Origin of the sequence: Stenotrophomonas maltophilia (genome assembly GCF_006970445.1) — a bacterium.
GTDB lineage: Bacteria > Pseudomonadota > Gammaproteobacteria > Xanthomonadales > Xanthomonadaceae > Stenotrophomonas > Stenotrophomonas maltophilia_AU.
The window spans coordinates 1,514,349-1,537,244 of record NZ_CP033877.1; the positions used below are offsets into that span (position 1 = coordinate 1,514,349).

19 protein-coding genes and 1 pseudogene are annotated in these 22,896 nt (G+C 66.4%); 10 read left to right on the forward strand and 10 right to left on the reverse strand.

Translation table 11 applies throughout. From position 1 onward, the window contains the following. Positions 1-256: 256 nt before the first annotated feature. The 3 genes from EGM71_RS06875 to EGM71_RS06885 all read right to left on the reverse strand — a co-directional run bounded on the left by EGM71_RS06875 (position 257) and on the right by EGM71_RS06885 (position 3,951). Positions 257-1,543 carry a DUF445 domain-containing protein gene (locus EGM71_RS06875; protein ID WP_188488686.1) on the reverse strand — a complete coding sequence of 429 codons (1,287 nt, stop codon included), beginning with the start codon at positions 1,541-1,543 and terminating at the stop codon, positions 257-259. 113 nt (positions 1,544-1,656) lie between these two features. Continuing rightward, positions 1,657-2,535: a plasmid replication/partition related protein gene (locus EGM71_RS06880; protein ID WP_188488688.1), complete on the reverse strand. Its 879-nt coding sequence runs from the start codon at positions 2,533-2,535 to the stop codon at positions 1,657-1,659. Positions 2,536-2,598: 63 nt separating this feature from the next. Beyond that, positions 2,599-3,951 carry an aspartate aminotransferase family protein gene (locus tag EGM71_RS06885; protein ID WP_188488690.1) on the reverse strand — a complete coding sequence of 451 codons (1,353 nt, stop codon included), beginning with the start codon at positions 3,949-3,951 and terminating at the stop codon, positions 2,599-2,601. Between the two features lie 104 nt (positions 3,952-4,055). Here EGM71_RS06885 and EGM71_RS06890 point away from each other — a divergent pair, with 104 nt between their 5' ends. Next, positions 4,056-5,552, forward strand: a complete 1,497-nt coding sequence (locus tag EGM71_RS06890) for an aldehyde dehydrogenase (RefSeq protein ID WP_188488692.1) — start codon at positions 4,056-4,058, stop codon at positions 5,550-5,552. 47 nt (positions 5,553-5,599) lie between these two features. On the opposite strand, the gene EGM71_RS06895 is transcribed toward EGM71_RS06890, so the two are convergent. Next, positions 5,600-5,794 carry a hypothetical protein gene (locus EGM71_RS06895; RefSeq protein ID WP_188489931.1) on the reverse strand — a complete coding sequence of 65 codons (195 nt, stop codon included), beginning with the start codon at positions 5,792-5,794 and terminating at the stop codon, positions 5,600-5,602. Here EGM71_RS06895 and EGM71_RS06900 point away from each other — a divergent pair. Further along, positions 5,724-7,017 (forward strand): annotated as a pseudogene (locus EGM71_RS06900) (MFS transporter). The gene EGM71_RS06895 and the pseudogene EGM71_RS06900 overlap by 71 nt on opposite strands. Here EGM71_RS06900 and EGM71_RS06905 read toward each other — a convergent pair. The 4 genes from EGM71_RS06905 to EGM71_RS06920 form a co-directional block, all read right to left on the reverse strand. Then, complete coding sequence (locus EGM71_RS06905) at positions 6,998-7,459, reverse strand: bacteriohemerythrin (RefSeq protein ID WP_049416324.1); 462 nt, start codon at positions 7,457-7,459, stop codon at positions 6,998-7,000. The pseudogene EGM71_RS06900 and the gene EGM71_RS06905 overlap by 20 nt on opposite strands. Positions 7,460-7,544: 85 nt before the next feature. Next, positions 7,545-8,888, reverse strand: coding sequence for a diguanylate cyclase (locus tag EGM71_RS06910; RefSeq protein WP_188488694.1), 1,344 nt, complete (start codon positions 8,886-8,888; stop codon positions 7,545-7,547). 95 nt (positions 8,889-8,983) lie between these two features. Continuing rightward, complete coding sequence (locus tag EGM71_RS06915; RefSeq protein WP_188488696.1) at positions 8,984-10,546, reverse strand: MASE1 domain-containing protein; 1,563 nt, start codon at positions 10,544-10,546, stop codon at positions 8,984-8,986. Further along, a complete protein-coding gene (locus EGM71_RS06920; RefSeq protein WP_188488698.1) occupies positions 10,516-10,848 on the reverse strand; it encodes a hypothetical protein in 333 nt (110 codons plus the stop codon). Before EGM71_RS06920 ends, EGM71_RS06915 begins: the two co-directional genes overlap by 31 nt. 187 nt (positions 10,849-11,035) lie before the next feature. Here EGM71_RS06920 and EGM71_RS06925 point away from each other — a divergent pair, with 187 nt between their 5' ends. Then, positions 11,036-11,494 (forward strand): hypothetical protein, encoded by a 459-nt coding sequence (locus EGM71_RS06925; RefSeq protein WP_223224544.1) that lies wholly within the window; start codon positions 11,036-11,038, stop codon positions 11,492-11,494. 159 nt (positions 11,495-11,653) lie between these two features. Here EGM71_RS06925 and EGM71_RS06930 read toward each other — a convergent pair whose 3' ends face one another. Beyond that, entirely contained in the window at positions 11,654-13,246 is a 1,593-nt protein-coding gene (locus EGM71_RS06930; RefSeq protein ID WP_188488700.1) for an MASE1 domain-containing protein, read from the reverse strand. Positions 13,247-13,471: 225 nt separating this feature from the next. Further along, a complete protein-coding gene (locus EGM71_RS06935; protein WP_188488702.1) occupies positions 13,472-14,749 on the reverse strand; it encodes an NAD(P)/FAD-dependent oxidoreductase in 1,278 nt (425 codons plus the stop codon). Between the two features lie 160 nt (positions 14,750-14,909). Here EGM71_RS06935 and EGM71_RS06940 point away from each other — a divergent pair, with 160 nt between their 5' ends. From EGM71_RS06940 to EGM71_RS06970, 7 genes are all read left to right on the forward strand, one after another. After that, positions 14,910-15,671: a gamma-glutamyl-gamma-aminobutyrate hydrolase family protein gene (locus EGM71_RS06940; protein ID WP_188488704.1), complete on the forward strand. Its 762-nt coding sequence runs from the start codon at positions 14,910-14,912 to the stop codon at positions 15,669-15,671. Further along, positions 15,668-17,065 carry a glutamine synthetase family protein gene (locus tag EGM71_RS06945; RefSeq protein WP_099555094.1) on the forward strand — a complete coding sequence of 466 codons (1,398 nt, stop codon included), beginning with the start codon at positions 15,668-15,670 and terminating at the stop codon, positions 17,063-17,065. The genes EGM71_RS06940 and EGM71_RS06945 overlap by 4 nt, the downstream gene beginning before the upstream one ends. A gap of 91 nt (positions 17,066-17,156) precedes the next feature. Then, positions 17,157-18,266, forward strand: coding sequence for a polyamine ABC transporter substrate-binding protein (locus EGM71_RS06950; RefSeq protein WP_188488706.1), 1,110 nt, complete (start codon positions 17,157-17,159; stop codon positions 18,264-18,266). Between the two features lie 155 nt (positions 18,267-18,421). Next, positions 18,422-19,558, forward strand: a complete 1,137-nt coding sequence (locus tag EGM71_RS06955; RefSeq protein ID WP_010486163.1) for an ABC transporter ATP-binding protein — start codon at positions 18,422-18,424, stop codon at positions 19,556-19,558. Further along, positions 19,555-20,487, forward strand: a complete 933-nt coding sequence (locus tag EGM71_RS06960) for an ABC transporter permease subunit (protein WP_188488708.1) — start codon at positions 19,555-19,557, stop codon at positions 20,485-20,487. Before EGM71_RS06955 ends, EGM71_RS06960 begins: the two co-directional genes overlap by 4 nt. Then, complete coding sequence (locus EGM71_RS06965) at positions 20,484-21,326, forward strand: ABC transporter permease subunit (protein WP_100439086.1); 843 nt, start codon at positions 20,484-20,486, stop codon at positions 21,324-21,326. The genes EGM71_RS06960 and EGM71_RS06965 overlap by 4 nt, the downstream gene beginning before the upstream one ends. An 83-nt stretch (positions 21,327-21,409) precedes the next feature. Continuing rightward, entirely contained in the window at positions 21,410-22,774 is a 1,365-nt protein-coding gene (locus tag EGM71_RS06970; RefSeq protein WP_188488710.1) for an NAD-dependent succinate-semialdehyde dehydrogenase, read from the forward strand. Positions 22,775-22,896: the final 122 nt, after the last annotated feature.

Sequence of the window (22,896 nt, forward strand, 5' to 3'; positions counted from 1 at the left end):
ATGCGCAGGCACGGCAGCCATGCGCTCCGCGCACGTCGCCCAGCGAGTCCCATCGACGATGCGCCGCCCGCGCAGTGCGGGCGACCCGGTAGTCGGGGGATGTACACGGGCGAAGGGGCGGGCGGGTACGTGCTTCCGTGCCCCGCTTGGCTAAGCGTACAACCGATTAGCAAATGATAGGCATTCGCATTTCGTTAATCAAGCGTGACGGCTTGCCGCGTTCCGGCGGTCGCGAATCGGATGGCCGGGCGCGCGTCTAGAACCTGAACACCACGGTTGCCGCATGCAGCAGCAGGCCGATCAGCCCGCCCACCAGCGTACCGTTGAAGCGGATGAACTGCAGGTCGCGACCGACGCTCAGTTCCAGTTGCTCGACCAGGTGCCGTTCGTCCCAGCCCTTCACGGTCTGCGCGATATGCGTGGTTACGCCCTCGCGCAGGCGGCCGGTCAGGCGCTGCGCACCTTCCAGCAGATGCTGGTTGAGGGCCTCGCGCAGCGCCGGGTCGGCCTGCAGGCTGCTGCCCAGTGACGCGAGGCTGCGCTGCAGGTGGCCGACCAGCGCCGAGTCCTCGCGCTGCAGGTCGGCGCGCAGGCTGGCATGGATGCGCGCCCACAGCCCCTGCACGTACTCCTGCAGGGCGGGGTGGTCGATCATTTCCTGCTTGAGCTGTTCGATGCGCTCGGCCAGGGCCGGATCCTCGCGCAGGCGCTGCACGTAGTTCTGCAGCCAGGTCTCGTAGTCCTGGCGCAGCGGATGCTGCGGCTCGGCCAGCACCTGCTGCAGTTCTTCCAGCACCGCCCGTGCCAGGCGCTCGGCCAGGCTGTCGCCGATCTCGTCTATCGGCTTGACCCAGTTCACCGTGCTCGACAACGTCGGCCATTCGCGCTGGATATAGCGCACGATCAACTGCGAGGCGCGTTCCTTCACCTCCGGTTGTTCCAGCCAGCGCCCCAGCCGTTGCAGGCCCTCGTCCAGCACGCGCTGGTGGCGCCCATCGGCGGTCAGCAGGGCCAGCAGTTCACCGGCGGTGGCGGCGGCATTCCACTGCCGCAGCTGCTGCACCACGAAGGCATGCAGCTGCCGGCGCACCGCGGTTTCGTCGAAGAAGTCCAGTGCCTGCAGGGCCCAGCCGCGGGCCATGTCGGCCAGCATCCGCGAGCGTGCCGGGTCGGCCAACCAGCTGCCGAGGCGGCTGGCCGGATCGAACACCTGCAGCTTGGCCAGCAGCACACCCGGTTCCAGGAACTGGTCGCGCACGAACAGGGCGAGGCTGTCGCCGATGCGCTCCTTGCTGCGCGGAATGATCGCGGTGTGCGGAATCGGCAGGCCCATCGGGCGCCGGAACAGGGCGACGACCGCGAACCAGTCGGCCAGTGCACCGACCGCAGCCGCCTCGCAGAACGCCGAGACCCAGGCCCAGATGCCGCGCTCGCCCTGCCAGTGGCTGACCGCGAATCCGGCCAGCATCAACAGCAGCAGGCCGAGCGCGAGGGCTTTCAGGCGCCGCAGTTGTGCGCGGCGCGGATCGTGGGCAGGCGTCATGCCGGAAGTCTACCTGCCACTGGATGAGCACCGGGTAGTGCCGGCCGCTGGCCGGCACCTGCAGTTCACCCGATACGTTCATGGCGTTGCCGGCCAGCGGCCGGCACTACCGGTTACTGGATTTCGAGCTGCTTGCGCAGCGCGGCCAGCTGCGCGCGCAGGGTGTCGTTCTCGCGGGTCAACGCGACCACGCGACGGCGCAACGCCGGTGCATCCTCGCCCAGCTGCTCCAGCGCCGACAGCACTTCGGCATCGCGGCTGGCGATCTGCTCCTCGTCCGCGTCCTCGAAGTCCATTTCGGCCGCTTCCGGCTTTGCTGCGCGAGGCTTGCGCTTGGACTCGCGCACGCGCTTGGCGGCCTGCTTCAGCTCGTCCTTGCCACCGGCGGCGGCGGCGCGCTGCTCGTCTTCCGGCAGGTCGGCCACGGCCGCGGCGGCGCTGATCGAGATCATGCCGGCCTTCACCGCTTCCACCACTTCGGCCGCAGCCTGGGCGTGAATGCGTTCGATCATGCCGACCTGGCTGGTGCTCAGCTTGGCTTCGCGGGCCAGCTCGGCGCGGCTGATCTTCGGTGCCGGTTCCCACGGCGGGCTGTCTTCCCCGGCCTCTTCGACGACGTCGGCGGTGCCATCGCTCTCGCGCTGCAGCTGCGCCTGCTCCACCTGCTTGCGGGCGGCCAGGATGTCGCGCTTGCGCAGTGCCAGCACGCCGCGCTGGAAGTCGGACACGCTGCGGCGGCCCAGGTGCTGCTCGATCATCCACAGATGCACGTCTTCCATGCTCTGGAAGCGGGTGTTCTGCACGGTGTTGAAGGGCAGGCCATGCTTCTGGCAGATGCCGAAGCGGTTGTGGCCGTCGACCAGCACATCGCCCCACAGCACCAGCGCATCGCGGCAGCCTTCGGCCAGGATGCTGCGCTCCAGCGCGTCATGTTCGTCCGCGGTCAGCGGGTCGATGTAGGCCTTGAGTTCTTCTTTGACGACGATATCCATGGGCACGGCAGCGAGCAGGAGCGGAACCGCCCATTGTACCCGCTCGCCACCCCCGGCCCGGGCTCAGGCGGTGGCCCGGATCATCTCGCCCAGGGTGCCGGTGATCTGGTCGATCTGCGCCTTGTCCACGATCAGCGGCGGCGACAGCGCGATGATGTCGCCGGTGCAGCGCACCAGCAGCCGGCCGTCGTGGAAGCAGCGCCGGAACACCTCATAGCCACGGCTGCCGGGGGTATCGCGGCGCGGCGCCAGTTCGACCGCGCCGACCAGCCCGAAGTTGCGGATGTCGATCACGTTGGGCAGGCCCTGCAGCGCATGCAGTCGTTCCTGCCAGTACTCACCCAGTTCGATGGCACGTTCGAACAGGCGTTCCTCGACATAGACCTCCAGCGTCGCCAGCGCCGCTGCGCAGGCCAGCGGGTGCCCCGAATAGGTATAGCCATGGAACAGTTCGATGGCCTGTGGCGGTGCCTGCATCAGGGTTGCATGCACGGCGTCGCTGGCCAGCACGCCACCCAGTGGTACCGCGCCGTTGCTGACCGCCTTGGCGAAGGTCAGCAGGTCCGGAGTGACCCCGAAGCGCTGCGCGGCGAACGGCATGCCGACCCGGCCGAAGCCGGTGATGACCTCGTCGAACACCAGCAGGATGCCGTGGTGGTCGCACAGCTCGCGCAGGCGCTGCAGATAGCCGGGCGCGGGCAGGATGACCCCAGCGGAACCGGCAATGGGCTCGACGAACACCGCCGCGATGGTGGAGGCATCATGCAGTGCGATCAGCCGCTCCAGGTCGTCGGCCAGCTCCGCACCCTGGCGTGGCAGGCCCTTGCTGAACGCGTTGCGCTGCAGGTCCAGGGTGTGCCGCAGGTAATCGATGCCACCCAGCTGCAGGCCGAACGGCTTGCGGTTGTTGGGCAGCCCGCCCAGCGCCATGCCGCCGAAGCCGACCCCGTGGTAGGCCTTCTCGCGGCTGATGAAGCGGGTGCGCTGGCCCTCGCCACGCTGGCGATGGTAGGCCAGCACGATCTTCATCGCGGTATCCACCGCCTCGGAGCCGGAACTGGTGAAGAACACATGGTTGAGCGGGGCCGGGGCCAGTGCCGCCAGCCGTTGCGCCAGCGCGAAGGCCGGCGGCGAGCCCATCTGGAACGCCGGCGAGTAGTCGAGCGTGCGTGCCTGTTCGACGATGGCCTCGACGATGCGTGGGCGGGCGTGGCCGGCGTTGCAGCACCACAGGCCGGCAGTGCCATCGAGGATCTGGCGGCCGTCGACATCCTCATAGTGCATGCCTTCGGCGCGCACCAGCATGCGTGGTGCCGCCTTGTACTGGCGGTTGGCGGGGGACGGCATCCAGTACGCGTCCAGTGACTCGGGGCGCTGGGTGGCCAGGTCGTGCAGGTCGCTCGCGGGATGCTTCATGCCAGCTCCGTCGGGTCCGATGCAACGAATGTAACGCAGCCGCGTCACGGCGGAGTCGCGGCGGCCCCGGTATAACCAAGGCTTGTTGAATGTTGGAGCTTCCCATGGCCGATTCCCCCGACCGCAGTCATTGGCAGGCGCTGGCCCTCCAGCTGTCGATACCCGGCCAGGCCTTCATCGATGGCCGCTATGTCGATGCCGCCAGCGGCGCCCGCTTCGACTGCATCAGTCCGATCGATGGCCGCGTGCTGGGCGCGGTCGCCGACTGCGACGCGCAGGATGTCGAGCGCGCGGTACGGGCTGCGCGACGCAGCTTCGAGGCGGGCCACTGGTCGCAGGCCACTCCGGCCCATCGCAAGCGCGTGCTGCTGGCACTGGCGGCATTGGTGGAAGCGCACGCCGACGAACTGGCCCTGCTGGAAACCCTGGACATGGGCAAGCCGGTGCGCGATGCGCGCCGCATCGATCTGCCTGGCGTGGTGCGCTGCCTGCGCTGGACCGCCGAAGCGGTGGACAAGCTGTACGGCGAGGTCGCGCCGACCGGCCCACATGAGCTGGGGCTGGTCACGCGCGAGGCCGCGGGTGTGGTGGCGGCCATCGTGCCGTGGAATTTCCCGCTGCTGATGGCCTGCTGGAAGATTGCGCCGGCCTTGGCCATGGGCAACTCGGTGGTGCTCAAGCCATCCGAGCGGTCGCCGCTGAGTGCGCTGCGGTTGGCGGCGCTGGCCGCCGAGGCTGGGCTGCCGGAGGGTGTGCTGAACGTGCTGCCGGGCCACGGTGCGCGCGTCGGTGAACCGCTGGCCCTGCACATGGATGTGGACGTGCTGGCCTTCACCGGCTCCACGGCCACCGGGGCGAAGCTGCTGCAGTATTCAGGGCGCTCCAACCTCAAGCGGGTATGGCTGGAGTGCGGTGGCAAGAGTCCGCATGTGGTGTTTGCCGACGCCCCTGATCTGGATGCCGCCGCCAAGGCGGTGGCACAGGGCATCTTCTTCAACCAGGGCGAAGTCTGCACCGCCGGTTCGCGGTTGCTGGTGCAGCGTTCGATCCGTGAGGATTTCGTGCACCAGGTGGTTGCCTACGGCCAGCACATGCAGCCGCAGCATCCGCTGCAGGCCGATGCGCCGATGGGCGCGCTGGTGGATGCCGCCCACCTGGCCAAGGTGATGGACGATATCGCACGCGCCGAACGCGAGGGCGCCCGGTTGCTGCTGGGTGGGCGGCGTGCCGAGGTGGAAGCCGGCGGCAGCTACGTGCAGCCCACCGTGTTCGACCAGGTGCGGCCGGAGCAGGCATTGGCACGCGAGGAAGTGTTCGGGCCGGTGTTGGCTGTGCTTGGTTTCGAGGACGAGGCCGAAGCGGTGCGCGTGGCCAACGACAGCCGCTATGGCCTGGCCGCCGGCCTGTGGACGCGCGATCTCGGTCGCGCCCATCGCGTCGCCCGCCAGCTGCGCGCCGGCAGCGTCTGGGTGAATGGCTGGGATGGCGGCGACATGACCGCCCCGTTCGGTGGCTACAAGCAGTCCGGCAACGGCCGCGACAAATCGCTGCATGCGTTCGACAAGTACAGCGAGATCAAGGCGACCTGGATCCAGCTGTAACGACACCTGGCTTTGCGCTCGCCTGCAGGGCCGAGCCCTGCTCGACGCTAAAGGAGAATGGCGCCTGCCCCCTCGTTGGCATCGGTGTCGGCTGAAACCATCGTCCCGTGCGGCCGCCAGCCCGTGGCAGAATCGGGCGATCCGCCGTTACCCGTGTTGCCGATGTCGACGATCACCGCTGCCGCGCCGCCCGTGAATTCCCCCAGTCGAGTCCTGCTGGCCAGCCTGATCGGCACCACCATCGAGTTCTTCGATTTCTATATCTACGCCACGGCTGCAGTGCTGGTGTTTCCGCACCTGTTCTTCCCGGACAGCAGCGAACAGGCAGCCCTGCTGCAGTCCTTGGCAACGTTCGCGGTGGCGTTCATCGCGCGTCCGGTCGGCTCGGCGGTGTTCGGCCACTTCGGTGACCGCATCGGACGCAAGGCCACCCTGGTAGCGGCGTTGCTGACCATGGGCGTGTCCACGGTGCTGATCGGCCTGTTGCCGACCCATGCGCAGATCGGGCTGTGGGCACCGGCGCTGCTGGCGCTGTGCCGTTTCGGCCAGGGCCTGGGGCTGGGGGGGCGAGTGGGGCGGGGCGGTGCTGCTGGCCACCGAGAACGCGCCGCCTGGCAAGCGCGCCTGGTACGGCATGTTCCCGCAGCTGGGTGCACCGCTGGGCTTCCTGCTGTCGGCCGGTATCTTCCTGGTGCTGGGCCGCTGCCTGAGCCAGGACGATTTCCTGCAGTGGGGCTGGCGCATTCCGTTCGTGGCCAGCGCGCTGCTGGTCGGCCTCGGCCTGTGGGTGCGGCTGAACATCCACGAGACCCCCGACTTCAAGAAGGCGCTGGAACAGAAGGCGCCGGTGCGGCTGCCGATGCTGACGGTGCTGCGCGACCACCCGGTGCCGATGCTGCTGGGTACGCTGGGCGCCTTTGCCACCTTCGTGCTGTTCTACCTGATGACGGTGTTCAGCCTCGGCCACGGCACGGCGGTGCTGGGCTACAGCCGCGAGCAGTTCCTGCTGATGCAGATGGCCGGCATGCTGTTCTTCGCGCTGGGCATCCCGCTGTCGGCGCGCTACGGCGACCGCTGGGGCACGCGCCGCACGATGATCGTGGCCAGCGTGCTGATCATCGGTTTCGGCGTGCTGTTCGCGCCGCTGTTCCAGCCGCACAGCCCGTGGCTGGTCACCGCCTTCCTGTGCCTGGGCCTGTTCCTGATGGGCCTGACCTACGGCCCCTGCGGCACCTTCCTGGCCGAGATCTATCCGGTGGAGGTGCGCTACACCGGCGCCTCGCTGTCATTCAACCTGGCCGGCATCCTTGGCGCCGCCCCCGCGCCCTACCTGGCCACCTGGCTGGCCGAGCGCTTCGGGTTGGTCGCGGTGGGCTACTACCTGTGCCTGACCGCGGTGGCGACGCTGTGCGCGCTGGTGGCACTGCACCGGCGCGCGCTGCGGTTCAGCCAAAGAAGCGCTTGAGCGTGCGGCCCAGCCAACCACCGCCCTGGTGCTCGCGGGTGAACTGGTTCAGGTGCGCCTTGACCTGTTCGGCGTAGGCCTGGTCGTCGCCGCGGATGTGGTTGAACAGCCAGCGCGAGAGCATGGTGCGCAGTTCGTCGCTGATGTCCTCGCCGGCCTGGAAGCGCAGCCGGTACTCGGCCACGCGCTTGATGAAGATTTCATGCACGCGCTTGTGCGCGGCACAGAACGGGTAGCCCGCTTCCTCCATCAGCTCTTCCTCGAATGCGAAGTGCGACATGGTGTAGTCGACCACCTCGTCGATCACTTCACCCACCGCTGCACGCTGCAGGCTGGTCTGCGCCACGTGCAGGTGGTTGAGCATCTCGATGATGCGGCGGTGTTGTTGGTCGATCACATCGATGCCGATGTTCAGATCGTCCTGCCAGACCAGTAGTGCCATCCCCGGCTCCCCTTCATGCGTATGTCGGGGCCGACTGTAGATCCGCCGCGCATGGGCGGCGTTGATCTGGATCAAAGCGCGCCGCTCAGGGCAGGGCGGGCTCGCGTGGGCGCAGCGGGCTGGCCACCGTGGTGCAGCTGACCCGGTTGCGGCCGCCGGCCTTGGCCAGGTACAGCTGGCGGTCGGCCTCGGAGATCAGCCGGTGCAGTGCGTCGCGTTGCGGACGCAGGCAGCACAGGCCGATGCTGACCGTCATGCGCAGGGTGGCAGTGCCGATGTCCACTTCCAGCGCGGCGATGCGCTGGCGCAGTTCCTCGAAGTACAGCACCGCCTCGTCCTGTTCCATGTCCGGCACCAGCAGGCAGAATTCCTCGCCGCCGAACCGCGCGATCAGGTCGTGGCTGCGTGCATGCGCGGCCACCGCGCCGGCCACCGCGCGCAGCGCATCATCGCCGGCTTCGTGGCCGTGGGTGTCGTTGATGTGCTTGAAGTGGTCGATGTCGATCATCGCCACCGCCACGCACTGGCCGTGCAGCTGGAGCTGCGGCAGTTGGCGCTGGCTCTGCTCCAGGAAGAAGCGCCGGTTGGGCAGGCCGGTAAGGAAGTCGCGGGTGGCCAGATCCTGCAGGGTGCCGATCAGTTCCAGCTGATCCACGTTCTGCGAGACACGGCAGAAGAATTCCTCGCGCGAGAATGGCTTGCGCAGGAAATCGTTGGCGCCGTTCTTCAGGAAGCGCGGGATCAGTGAGGCGTCGGTATTGCCGGAGATGCCGATCACCGCCACCTTGTCGCGCGAGCGCAGGGTGCGCAGGCGGCGGGTGAACTCCACGCCCTGCATGCCCGGCATTTCCTGGTCGACCACGGCCAGGCGGATCGCAGGGTGCGCTTCGATCGCAGCCAGTCCTTCGTTGCCGTCGGCCGCTTCGTGGACCTCATGGCCATACATGCGCAGCAGGGCCGCGGCATAGCCGCGTGCGGAAGGCGAATCGTCCACCACCAGTGCGGCGATGCGACGGTTGCGTTCCAGGCGCTGCACCAACCACACCAGGTAGTCGATGCTGCCCGGCGTGTTCTTCAGCACGTAGTCGATGATCTGCTGCTGCAGCACGCGCTTGCGCAGGTCCTCATCGTAAACGCCGCTGACCACCACCGTCGGCAGGTCGCGCTTGAGGAAGAATTCGACCACCGCATCGCGGTCGCCGTCGGCCAGGACCAGTCCGGTCAGCACCAGGAACCAGCCCCCACCTTCGCTGAGCAGGCGGTCGGCCTCGGCCAGGGTGGACGCGATCACCACCGGCAGTTCCAGGCGCTGCTCGATGGCTTCGCGCAGCATGCCGGTGAACGCACGGGAGTTTTCGACCAGCAGGATCCGCTGTGGCAGCGGATCGGCCAGGTCGCCATCGACGGCGGCCTGCGGCAGGACGGGCATGATGCGGTGGCTCACGAGGGAGGGGCTCGGCACGGATAGCGGCGGTTTCGGGCGCAACTTTAGCGGAGCGGCGTGCCCTGCGCGTCGTTCGCCGATCAGGCAGGCGATGCGAATGCCGCCGCTGTACCCGCAATCGATTCGTGCAGGACAAGCCGGAGCCGGTTGCCACGGCAATGCACCGTGCCGCCGTAGGCCATTAAACGGCCGGCCAGACGCTCGGTGGCCTGCTGAACGGTCCGGTTCGACAGCGTGCAACCGCGGTCAAGCAGGCCCACGACCACCACGATGCCGCGGCGGTCGCCAGCCTGGCCGCTCCGGGCGCGCACGCTGACCTGCCCCGACTCCAGCTCCAGCAGCAGCGACACCGCCTCGATCAGCGAGCGGTAGATGGCGAGCTGCAGGTCCACAGTCAGCAGGCAGGGGTTGCCCTCCAGCCGGGGCGGAATCACGCGATGGGAGTTGTCCCAGTTCTCGCACGCGCCGCCAACCCGCAGCGCGATATACAGCCCAACCTGCTCCAGCCCCGTGGGGTAGACCAGACTGGCCTGTTCACGGAACAGCCGCGAGTGCACGGATGAGGCATGCTGCAGGCTGTTGGCCACCGCATGATGCCCCTGCGCCTTCAGCCAGCTGACCATCTCGCCGAGCGAGCTGTCCATGCCTTCGCCGAGTTGCTTGAGATGGGAAGCGCGCTCGCGAAGCTCACGCTCACGGGTCTGGTCCGAACTACGTGCCAAGCGCAACGTGGTTTCCTCTGCCAGTCCACGGGCCCGTGCACGCTCATGGTGATAGCTGATGCTGGACCCCAGGGCGAGCAGTGCGACACTCATCACGGCCATGTTCTGCTGGGTGGCGAAGGTGCCCAGGTCGAACGAGGACGGTAGGCCGGTGCTGGGTGTGGCGAAATGGAGTGGAAGGTTCAACAGCGGAATCGCGATGGCGGCGCCACGCCACCCATGCATGAAGGTCAGGGCGATCGCTGGGAGGGAGGACAGCAGAACCAGATGGGTGCGTGTGGTGTGGCCGCTGATGGCCGTAAGTTGCATGCACAGGCCCAGGGCCAGCATCACCAGGATGGCCGTGACCGTAGGCGCAGCAAAGCGGCGCATCCAATTGGGGGCCGCGTGTCGTCGCGACCAGAGGAATGCCAACGGCACGAGGGTGATGATGGCGGCGAAGTGGCCAAAGATCGTGCGATCAACTGCGCTAAGCAGGTTGCTCGGCGGCGGGTTCGACCACAGAGCAAATGAAATGCCCATATTGAGTGCCGGGACGAACAGCGCCATGCAGAAGGTCAGCGACAGCAGCCAGAGGCCGGTGGCGGACTCCGATGGCATTCTCATGCGATGCAGGTAGACCACCAGCATCGCCACCGGCATCAGCAGCGTCGAGGCCAGGATGACCCAGGCCAGGCCGTAGCTGTCGATCATGGGGATGCGCAGGGTTGCGAAGTACGCGTACTCGCCAAGCAGCAGGTAGGGCCACAGGCGGGTCGGGGCGATCAGCAGTGCCGCTGCCCGGATGCCCGCAGGCAGGAAGAACTGATCCAGCGAGAACTGACGCGAGGCAAGGCAGCCCAGGGCGTAGACGGCCGCGAGTGCGATTCCGACGGGTCGGATCCGGAAGCTCAGTTCAATTGCTTCTTTGAATCGGTCCAAGCCCGCGCCTCTTGTCTCCCGGCCAATGATGACTGGCCGCTTCCGCAGACATTATCGACAGTTGGAGATGGGCGCAATCGAGGTGTCAGGCCTCTCTTTGCGCTGCAATCGGCGGCCTCCCATGCTTCGTGGCCCTGCACGCCCGGCAGTGCGGCGGCATAGCCACCCGCGGACGGTGAATCATCCACAATCAGCGCGCCCGCAGGGCGATCGCGTTTCAGTCGTTGCACCAGCCACATTCGGCGGTTGATGCTGTCCGCTGTGTTCTCCATCACACAATCGACGATATCCTGCTGTTGCACGCGCTTGTGCGGGTCCTTGTCGCAAATGCCGCTGACCCGCGCCGTCGGCGGATTTCACTGCGGGTATTGGCGATTTCGGACGCAGCTTCGGCGTGGCATGGGTTTGCATCGATCCAGTGGATTATGTCCGATAGGCACTGCGGAGTCTGCCCGGTATATGCTGATGTGATTGGCGGTAGCATCCTTCTTGATCCGTATTGCATCCAACCTGGAGGTTAGTGTGAGAAGTTTCCGAATTCATGCATTTGCTGGTGCATTGATGTTGGTGCCGGTATCCGTTTTTGCTTTTGCCCCGAGTGACGACCATGGAATCAAGATGGCCGGGCAAGGACTCGGCCAGTCGATTCCGCAGGCGCAAGACCTGAGCGTGGATCCCGGCTGGTTGGTCTATGGGTTCGAGCGCGATGGCATGGATTATTTCCAGGTAAATGATCTCGCGGGCCGCGTGCACATCGTGATCGGCAATGCTGCCGGCACGTTCTGGGTGCTGCCGGCAGGTGACCCATCTGCGAAGGTGTCGTTGCCGGAGCAGCGCCTGCCTGTTCCCGCCAAAGCCATCAGAACGGTTGTCTATCGGACCCCCGCATTCACTCTGGTCAGATATGCAAGCGGAGCGGATGTGTTGTGGGCGGTAGAGGCACCCTGATACTGCCTGTTGCCGGGATATCGGCGAGCTTCAGTATCAGACTGCATGGGCACCCGGTGTTCGCCGGGTGCCCATGACGCCCTGGGCCAGGGGGATGAGCGGGACGCTTATGCGATTCCGCTGCGTTGGTCCGATCCGGTCGCTTGACTGTGAAATGCACTACTGCAGCGCAGAGGGTGCGGGGCAGCTGTACCGCGATGGAGTGCTGGGCACTGTTTCAAGTTTGGTTTCGCGGTCGAGGAACAGAATCCTGACCCGGTTGCCATAGCAGTCAACAGTCCCGTCATAGGCGAGGGTTCGCCCGGTCAGTCGCTCGAACGCGGCCATGGTTGTCTGCTGGGAAAGGCGCCGACGCGACTCCAGCAGCGACACGACCATGAGGATTCCGCGCCTGGAGCCCATTCCGCCGCACCTTGCACGAATGCGAATCTGGCCACCTTCATGCTTGAGAAGAATGGAGACCGCATCAATGAGTGTCCGGTAAGCGGCCAACTGCAGTTCCACGCTCAGGTTGCAGGGGTCGCCTTTCAGATCCGGGCGGAGAACGCGCTCCGTCAGCTTCCATGACTCACGGATGCCACCCGCCTGCAAGGCCACGTAAAGCCCAAGATGCTCCAGGCCCGAGGGATAGACCATGCTTGTCTGTTCGCGGAAGAGCCGCGAATGTACATTCGAGGTATGCAGTAGGCTGCTGGCCACTGCGTGATGTCCCTGGGCCTTGAGCCAGTCGGCCAGCTCAACCAGCGACGTATCAATGCCGTCGCCGAGCTTGCGAAGGTGCAGGGCACGCTCGCGCAGCTCCATCTCGCTGGCCAATTGCGAGCTCCTCGCAAGATGGATGGCGTCCCTTTCCCCCATCTCGCGCAGCCTGTAACGGTGGTAGAAGTGGGTGATGCGTGATCCGAGCAGCAGCAATACGATGCCGCTGATCGCCATGATCTGCTGGGTGATGAAGGCCGCGGGATCGAATGCGGTTGGATGGGTGTTGGGCGTGGTCAGGCCGATGACCATGTTGAGCACCGGTACTGCAAGGGCAGCACCCTTCCAGCCATACAGGCAGGTAAGTGCGGCCGCGGGGAGTGCCAACAGCAGCAGGAACGTTGCCTTCAATGCAATCCAGTCTGCGGGCAGTTGAGTCGCTGCTATCCCGATCAGCAGCATCGATGAAAGTGCTGCCAGCATCGGGGTCTTTCGTCGAGCGTTCCACTCCTGCCCCACGTCCTGTCGCGCCCACAGCATGGCGATGGGGGCCACCGTCAGAATGCCGATGAAATCACCCACGCTGAAGCGCGCGGCATTGGTCAGGAAGGGCGTGGAAGGAGGTGTTGGCCAGAGCAGATGGGAAAAGCTGAGGTTGAGCAGAGTAACAACGACGCTGGAAGCGGCGGCAATCAACAAGAGGCCGATCGTCTGCGACTCCGCCATCAGTCGTCGTTGCAGCTTCACAATCAGCATCACTGCTGGCATGAGGAATGCGGAGGCAACAATGACCCATGTCAGGCCGTACTTCTCGATCATCGGCACGCGGGACTGTGCAAAGTACGCATATTCGCCCAACAGCAGGTAGGGCCACAGGCGCGGCGGGCACAACAGCACGGCTGCCACCCGGATGCCGGCTGGCAAATAGAACTGATCCAGCGACAGTTGTCGGGTTGCCCAATAGGCCACTGCATAAAGCAAGGCCAGCATCAGGCCAGCCGGACGAATGCGCACCTTCAGCAACAATCCTTCTTTCCACCAGTCCAATCGCACGTCCCCCTCTCCTACGCGTCCCCTGTCAGCATCCATTCGCCGCGGGGCCCGGTTTCTCAGGACGGTATCGGTCTGCGAACGATTATGCAATTGCACAGCTGCGCATTTAGGGAATTGACCAACCATCCATCACAGATATTGTGTGAAAATCTGTGACGTGTGCAGCATGATCGGCGCTGCGGTGCGCTTGTCAGAACGTTCAATACAGGTGGAGATGCAGAATCTTCACCATAACGCATCCCGCAGCTTGTACCAGGACATCGCCGCCACCAGCAGCGGCGTGCGCAGCAGCCGGCCGCCGGGGAAGGGCGCATGCCGCAGGCGCTGGAACACGTCCAGGCGTTCGCTCTGGCCGGCAATGGCGGCGGCGATCACCTCGCCGGCCAGCCCGGCGGCGGCCACCCCATGGCCGGAGAAGCCCTGCGCGAAGTACACGTTGCCGTCCAGCCGGCCCCAATGCGGGGCCCGGTTGCGGGTAATGTCGACGTAGCCGCCCCAGACCTGGTCCAGTGCCACGTCGGCCAGCTGCGGGAACACCTGGTGCATGCGCCGCTGCATCACCCCACGCAGGCCGGGTGGGGGCAACGCCGAGTAGCTGGCGCGCCCGCCAAACAGCAGCCGATGGTCATGGCTGAGGCGGAAATAGTCCAATGCCCAGGCGGTGTCGGCCACGGCCATGTCGTTGCCGATCAGGGCGCGGGCGCGCTCGGCCCCCAGCGGCGCGCTGGCGCCGATATAGGTGCCGACCGGCATGATCCGGCGTTCCAGCTCGGGCAGCAGGCCCTGCAGCCAGGCATTTCCGGCCACCACCAGATGCGCGGCGCGTACGCTGCCCTGCGCGGTGTGCAAGGTGGGCTGCGGTCCGCGCTGCACGCGGGTTACCGCCGAATCCTCGTGGATCACCACGCCGGCCGCGCGCGCCGCATCGGCCAGGCCGCGCGCATAGGCCAGCGGGTGCAGGTGCGCGCTGAGCGGATCGAACATCGCGGCGCGATAGCGCGGGCTGTCCAGCTGCGCGCGCAGGACGTCACGCTCCCACCATTGCATGGGGTAGTCGTAATGGCGTTGCAGGTGCTCGCAGTTGGCCCGCAGCTCGCGCTCATGGCGTTCGCGGATGGCGACGCTGGCGTGGCCTTCCACCCAATGGCAGTCAATGCCGTGGCGATTGATGCGTGTGCGCATCGCCTGCACGGCGTCGCGCGACCAGTCGAACAGGTGGCGCGCATCATCACGACCGAGCTGACGCTCCAGCTCATCCACCTCGCAGCCGTAGCCGACCAGCGCCTGGCCACCATTGCGGCCGGACGCGCCCCAGCCGATCCGCTGCGCGTCCAGCACTACCACGCGCCGGCCACGTGCGGCCAGTTCCAGGGCTGCGGTCAGGCCGGTATAGCCAGCGCCCAGCACCGCGACATCGGCCTGCACATCCCCTTGCAACGAGGGCAGGGCGGGCGGTTCGGGCAGGCTGGAGGCATACCAGCTGGGCGGGAAGGCGGCGCTCACTGCAGGCCTCGCGGGTGCAGGGCGGGAGGGCGGAGCGGGGCAGGTCGATCAGCGTTCACCCCGGTAGTTTCGCCGATGCGTGACGGCCGTGGTGTGACGGCACCGACTTGCCGCCGTCGCCGGGCGACGGGTAACGTGTCGGCACGCCAAGGAGTTTTCCATGCGCCGCCTGCCCTGGGTGGGCCTGCCCACCGACAGCACCGTGCTCGGCCATCACCGTTTCGCGGTGGCCGGCGAGAAGTACGTGCGCGCGCTGGCCGAGGCGGCCGAGGTGACTCCGGTAGTGTTGCCAAGCCTGCAGCCACCGCTGCCGGCCGGCGACTGGCTGCAGGGGCTCGATGGCCTGCTGTTGACCGGTGCAGTCAGCAATATCGAACCGCAGCACTATGAAGGTGGTCGCAGCTGGCCAGGCAATCCGCACGACCCGGCCCGTGATGCCAACGCGTTCGCGCTGCTGCAGGAAGCGCTGGCGTTGGACCTGCCGGTGCTGGCGATCTGCCGCGGCTTCCAGGAATTGAATGTGGCACTGGGCGGCAGCCTGCATCCGCAGGTGCATGCGGTGCCCGGCCTGGCGGATCATCGTGAAGATCCGCGGGCGCCGGTGGACGTGCAGTACGGGCCGGCGCATGCGGTGACGCTGGCCGCCGATGGCTGGCTGTCGCAGTGGCAGGGGGGCGATCGCGTGCAGGTCAATTCGGTGCACGGGCAGGGCATCGCCCGCCTCGCGCAGGGCCTGCAGGTCGAGGCCCGGGCCGATGACGGGTTGGTCGAGGCGGCACGCAGCCTGCACCATGGTTTCGTGCTCGGCGTACAGTGGCACCCGGAGTGGCGTGTCATGCAGGCGCCGTTCTATCACGCTATTTTCCGTGCGTTCGGCCAAGCTTGCCGGCAGCACCAACAGAACCGACTGGATTCCCGATGAGTTCCCGAACGCGCCCGCGCAAGACGGCCACGCCCCCCGCACCGCAGGAAAGCAGCCTGCTGCGCTGGTTGAAGGAGCGGCGTATCACCGAGGTCGAATGCCTGGTGCCGGACATCACCGGCAACGCGCGCGGCAAGATCATTCCCGCCGACAAGTTCTCGCATGACTACGGTACGCGCCTGCCCGAAGGCATTTTCGCGACCACCGTCACCGGTGAGTTCCCTGACGACTACTACGAGCTGACCTCGCCGTCGGACTCGGACATGATGCTGCGCCCCGATCCGGACACGGTGCGCATGGTGCCGTGGGCGGCCGACGCCACCGCGCAGGTCATCCACGATTGCTATACCAAGAATGGCGAGCCGCACGAGCTGGCGCCACGCAACGTGTTGCGCCGCGTGCTCGCGGCCTATGCCGAACTGGGCCTGCGCCCGGTGGTGGCGCCGGAGCTGGAGTTCTTCCTGGTGCAGAAGAACACCGACCCGGACTTCCCGCTGCTGCCACCGGCCGGCCGCTCCGGGCGCCCGGAAACCGCGCGGCAGTCGTACTCGATCGACGCGGTCAACGAATTCGACCCGATCCTCGACCTGATGTACGACTACGCCGATGCGATGAAGCTGGACGTGGACACCCTGATCCATGAATCCGGCGCAGCGCAGCTGGAAGTCAACTTCACCCATGCCGATGCGATGGACCTGGCCGACCAGGTGTTCCTGTTCAAGCGCACCATGCGTGAGGCGGCGATGCGCCACGGTGTCTATGCCACGTTCCTGGCCAAGCCGATGGAGAACGAACCGGGCAGTGCCATGCACATCCACCAGAGCCTGGTGCGGGTGAGCGATGGCAGCAACGTGTTCGCCGGTGAGACCGATGCCGAGGGCGAGTTCAGCCCGGTGTTCGGCCACTACCTGGGCGGCCTGCAGAAGTACGTGCCGCAGGCGATGGCGTTCTTCGCGCCGAACGTGAACTCCTATCGGCGGCTGGTGTTCGGTGAGGTCTCGCCGAGCAACGTGCACTGGGGCTATGACAACCGCACCTGTGGGCTGCGCGTGCCGCTGGACACGCCGGAGAACATGCGCGTGGAAAGCCGTTTCGCCGGGTCCGATGCCAATCCCTACCTGGCGATGGCCGCGACCCTGGCCTGCGGCCTGCTCGGCATCCGCGAGCGGCTGGCGCCGGATGCGCCGGTGACCGGCAGCGCCAAGGAACTGGGCTACAACCTGCCGCGCTCGCTGGGCGAGGCGCTGGACGGGCTGGAGCAGTGCAGCGAGCTGCAGGCGCTGCTGGGCGAGCGTTTCTGCCGGGCCTACATCTCGGTCAAGCGCAAGGAATACGAGACCTTTTTCCGTGTCATCAGCTCGTGGGAACGCGAGTTCCTGCTGCTGAACGTCTGAGCATCCGGAATAGAAAAATCCGCCGCCGGGGGGTAGGCTGGCACCCGTCGCCGGCCCCGCCGGCCCCCCTTCCCGCATTCTGGAGCACCCGATGACGCTGCGTATCCTCACGCTCGGCCTGGCCTCCGCCATGCTTGCCGCCTGCAGCGGTGGCAACGGCGGCGCGCAGGACAGCCAGGTCCTGAACGTCTACAACTACAGCGATTACATCGCCGAGGACACCATTCCGACCTTCGAGAGGGAGAGCGGGATCAAGGTGACCTACGATGTGTTCGACAGCGATGAGATGGTCGAGACCAAGCTGCTGGCCGGCAACAGCGGCTACGACGTGGTGGTGCCGACCCTGAACTTCTTCGGTCGCCAGATCCAGGCCGGCGTGTTCCTGCCGCTGGACAAGAGCAAGATCCCGAACCTGGCCAATCTGGATCCGGCGGTGATGAAGCGCATCGCCACCCAGGACCCGGGTAACCAGTACGGCGTGCCGTACATGATCGGCACCACCGGCATCGGCTACAACGTCGACATGCTGAAGCAGCGCTTCGGCGGCAGCGCCGACATCGCCAACAGCTGGGACCTGGTGTTCAAGCCGGAGAACATCAGCAAGATGAAGGACTGCGGCGTGACCATCCTGGACACGCCGGCCGACATGATCCCGATCGCGCTGCATTACCTGGGCCTGGACCCGCACAGCGGCGACCCGGCCGAGCTGCAGAAGGCCGCCGACCTGCTGAAGTCGATCCGCCCGTACGTGCAGAACTTCCACTCCTCGCAGTATGTGGGCTCGCTGGCCAATGGCGGCACCTGCCTGGTGGTCGGCTGGTCGGGTGACATCATCCAGGCCCGCGACCGTGCCGAGGAAGCCAGCAATGGCGTGCACGTGGCCTATTCGATCCCGAAGGAAGGCGCCCCGCAGTGGTTCGATATGCTGGCGATCCCGAAGGATGCCAAGCACCCGGAAGCGGCCTACGCGTTCATCAACTACCTGCTGCAACCGAAGGTCGCCGCGGCCAACACCAATTTCATCCACTACGCCAATCCGGTGCCGACCGCGACCCCGCTGGTGGACGAGGCGATCCGTACCGACCCGACCATCTACCCGCCGGCCGACGTGGCCGAGAAGATGTTCACCTATTCGATCAACACGCCGGAGACCGACAAGCTCTACACCCGGCTGTGGACCGAGGTGAAGACCGGGCGCTGAGCCGGTCTGGCGCCGCCGGGCCCTGCCCGGCGGAGGGCGGTGGTAGCGCCGGGCCCTGCCCGGCGGGGGCCCGGTCGCCCGTTGCCGTCATATCCCCATCGGCCCCCGGCCGTTAGAATGGCGGCCGCTGTCCACCGCCCGCTCCCGGAGCCCCCATGCCCGTTGAAGCCCAGCCGGTAGCCGCCGTCGTCGACACGACCGGTGCGCCCGGCTATCTCTCCATTCGTGACCTGCGCAAGGAATTCGACGGTTTTGTCGCCGTCGACGACGTCAACCTGGACGTGCGCAAGGGCGAAATCTTTGCCCTGCTCGGTGGCTCCGGCAGTGGCAAATCGACCCTGCTGCGCTGCCTGGGCGGCTTCGAGACGCCCACCAAGGGCAGCATCACCCTCGATGGCCAACGCCTGGACGCGCTGCCGCCGTACCAGCGGCCGGTCAACATGATGTTCCAGTCGTATGCCCTGTTCCCGCACATGACGGTCGAGCAGAACATCGCCTTTGGGCTGAAGCAGGACGGCCTGGGCAAGGACGCGATCAGCAAGCGCGTCGGCGAAATGCTGGACCTGGTGCAGATGGGCCATTTGGGCAAGCGCAAGCCGCACCAGCTGTCCGGTGGCCAGCAGCAGCGCGTGGCGCTGGCGCGATCGCTGGCCAAGGGGCCGAAGCTGTTGCTGCTGGATGAGCCGATGGGCGCGCTGGACAAGAAGCTGCGCTCGCAGATGCAGCTGGAACTGGTCAGCATCATCGAATCGTCGGGCGTGACCTGCGTGATGGTCACCCACGACCAGGAAGAAGCGATGACCATGGCCACCCGCATCGCGGTGATGGATGCCGGCTGGATCCAGCAGGTCGGCAAGCCGGACGAGGTCTACGAGCAGCCGGCCAACCGCTTCGTCGCCGAGTTCATCGGTTCGGTCAACCTGTTCGACGGGGTGATCGACGAGGACCTGCCCGAGTACGTGACCGTGCGCTCGCCGCTGTTCCCGGCGCCGATCTACATCGCCCATGGCATCACCGGGTATGAAGGGCAGCCGGTCGCGTTCGCGCTGCGCCCGGAGAAGGTGATGATCGGCAAGGACGAGCCGGAAGGGCACACCAACAAGGCGCAGGGCGTGATCGAGGACATCGCCTATTTCGGCAGCCATTCGGTCTACCACGTGCGCCTGCCCAGCGGCGCCAAGGTGCTGGCCAATTTCGCCAATTCGCAGCGCTGGGCCAGCGATGGCCTGACCTGGGGCGACAGCGTGTGGGTGCACTGGCGCGACAACGACGGCGTGGTGCTGACCTCATGAGCGTCGCCGGCCTGAAGCGCTGGCTGCCGGGGCTGCGTGCCACGGTGATCGGCATTCCGTACCTGTGGCTGCTGCTGTTCTTCGCAGTGCCGTTCCTGATCGTGCTGATGATCAGCTTCTCGCTCAGCCGGGTCGGCTCGCCACCGTACACCTGGCTGCTGCAGTACGCCGACGGCGGTTTCTCGCTGAAGCTGAACCTGGAAAACTACCTGGCGCTGTTCCGTGATTCGATCTATGCGCAGGCGTTCCTGAGCTCGATCAGGATCGCGGCCATCTCCACCTTCCTGACCCTGCTGATCGGCTACCCGATGGCCTATGCCATCGCGCGCCTGTCGCCGGCCGCACGCAACGTGGCGATGATGCTGGTGGTGCTGCCGTCGTGGACCTCGTTCCTGATCCGCGTGTACGCGTGGAAGGCGATCCTGGACCGCAACGGCCTGCTCGACCAGTTCCTGCAGTTCACCGGCCTGCAGGCGCTGATGACCAGCATGGGCCTGCCCAAGCTGCAGCTGATCGATACGCCAACTGCCGCCTACATCGGCATCGTCTACTGCTACCTGCCGTTCATGGTGCTGCCGCTGTACGCCAACCTCGTCAAGCATGACCATCGCCTGCTGGAAGCGGCCTACGACCTCGGTGCCAAGCCGTGGCAGGCGTTCCTGCGCATCACCCTGCCGCTGTCGAAAGCCGGCATCATCGCCGGCTGCATGCTGGTGATGATTCCGGCCATCGGTGAATTCGTGATCCCCGAGATGCTCGGTGGCTCGGAGACCCTGATGGTCGGCCGCCAGCTGTGGAACGAGTTCTTCAACAACCGCAACTGGCCCGGCGCTTCGGCGATGGCGGTGGCGATGATCCTGTTGCTGCTGGTGCCGATCCTGCTGTTCAACCGTTCCCAGCAGCGCCTGCTGGAAGGGAAGCAGGCATGAGCCCGCGTACCGCCAAGGGCCTGGGGCTGGGCGTGCTGCTGCTCGGCTTCGCCTTCCTGTACCTGCCGATCCTGCTGTTGATGTTCTATTCGTTCAACAGCTCGCGGCTGGCGATGGTCTGGGCCGGGTTCTCCACCCGCGCCTACAGTGACCTGTTCGCCGACCGCGCGCTGATGGATGCGATGTGGACCAGCCTGGTGGTGGCGTTCTGGACCGCCTGTACCGCCACCGTGCTGGGCACGCTGGCGGCGATGGTGATGACCCGCTTCAAGCGATTCCGTGGCAAGCCGATGTTCGGTGCGCTGGTCACCGCGCCGCTGGTGATGCCGGATGTGATCCTGGGCTTCTCGCTGATGGCGCTGTTGGCCTCGATGGGCGCGATTCCCGGCTTCCCGGCGCGCGGCCTGACCACCATCTGGATCGCGCACGTCACCTTCACCCTGTGCTTCGTCACCGTAGTGGTGTCCTCGCGCCTGCAGGAAATGGACCTGTCGCTGGAAGAAGCCGCGATGGACCTGGGCGCCAGCCGGCTGACCGTGTTCGGCCGGATCACCCTGCCGATCATCGCGCCGGCGCTGGTGGCGGGCTGGTTGCTGGCGTTCACCCTGTCGCTGGATGACGTGGTGGTGGCCAGCTTCGTGGCCACGCCGGGCTCGACCACGTTGCCGATGAAGGTGTTTGCCTCGGTGCGCATGGGTATCAGCCCGAAGATCAACGCACTGGCCACCCTGCTGGTATCGGCGGTATCGATCGCCGCGGTGATCGGCTGGTACATCAATGCCCGCGCCGAGAAGCGGCGCCAGCGCGACCTGCAGCTGGCGCGGCAGGACAACGGCTGAGCACACGACCTGTCGACAGCGCCGGCAACACCCGGCTCACGGACAGCGGCGCACAATGGGGGTCTTCCAGATGGAGATCCCCCATGACCGTCGAGATCATCGACCCGGCCACCGGCCAGGTGACCTACCGCCATGAACTGATGGGCGCTGCTGACATCGAGCAGCGCCTGCAGGCTGCCGCCGATGCCTTCCCCGGCTGGGCCGATCACTCGCTGCAGGATCGCGGTGCCATCCTGCGCCGGATCGCCGCCCAGCTGCGCGCGCGCCGCGATGATCTGCAGCGGGCGATGACCCACGAGATGGGCAAGCTCAAGGCCGAGGCGCTGGCCGAGGTCGACAAATGCGCTGCCGCCTGCGAGTACTACGCTGACCACGCGGCCGACTATCTCAAGCCGCAGCTGATCGACACCGAAGCCCAGCGCAGCTATGTGCGCTACGAGCCGATCGGCTGCGTGTTCGCGGTGATGCCGTGGAATTTCCCGATCTGGCAGGTGTTCCGCTTCCTGGCACCGGCGTTCATGGCCGGCAACGTGGCCCTGCTCAAGCACGCCAGCAATGTGCCGCAATGCGCCGACCTGATCCTGGCGGTGTGCCGTGACGGAGGCCTTCCGGATGGCGTGTTCGATGTACTGCACATCGACAACGACCAGGCCGCCGAGGTGCTGCGCGACGCACGGGTGAAGGCGGTGACGCTGACCGGCAGCGAGCGGGCAGGGCGTTCGATCGCCTCCAACGCCGGCAGCCAGCTGAAGAAGTCGGTGATGGAGCTGGGCGGCAGCGATGCCTTCGTGGTGCTGGACGATGCCGACCTCGACAAGACCGTGGCTGCGGCGGTGAAGTCGCGCTTCGACAACAGCGGGCAGACCTGCATCGCGGCCAAGCGCTTCATCGTGGTCGATGCGGTGGCCGACGAGTTCACCCGACGCTTCGTTGAAGCGGCGGGCCAGCGCCAGTATGGCGATCCCAACGAGCGCGGCACCACGCTGGCGCCGATGGCCCGTGCCGACCTGCGCGACGAACTGCACAAGCAGGTGCAGGCCAGCGTGGCCAAGGGCGCGCGCGTTCTGGTCGGCGGCGAGCCCGTTGCGGGTACGCATGCCGGCTATCCCGCCACCGTGCTCGACCAGGTCGGCCCGGGCATGCCGGCGTATGACGAGGAGCTGTTCGGTCCCGTGGCCGCAGTGATCCGGGTCAGCGACGAGGCCGAGGCACTGCGCGTGGCCAATGACACCCGCTTCGGCCTGGGCGGCAGCGTGTGGACCGGCGATCCGGTACGTGGCGAGCGCTTCGCACAGCGCATGGAATGTGGCGCTGCGTTCGTCAACGCCATCGTCAAGAGCGATGCGCGGTTGCCGTTCGGTGGCAGCAAGCAGTCCGGCTTCGGTCGGGAGCTGGCTGACCACGGCATCCATGAGTTCATGAACATCAAGACCGTCTACGTGGCTTGATGCCGAACGGTAGTGCCGGCCGCTGGCCGGCATTGCCTGGTTGCCGGCCAGCGGCCGGCACTACCAAAGGCGGGTCATGTGCCACGATACAGGTATGGTGGGTATCGACCGTTGGGCGATAC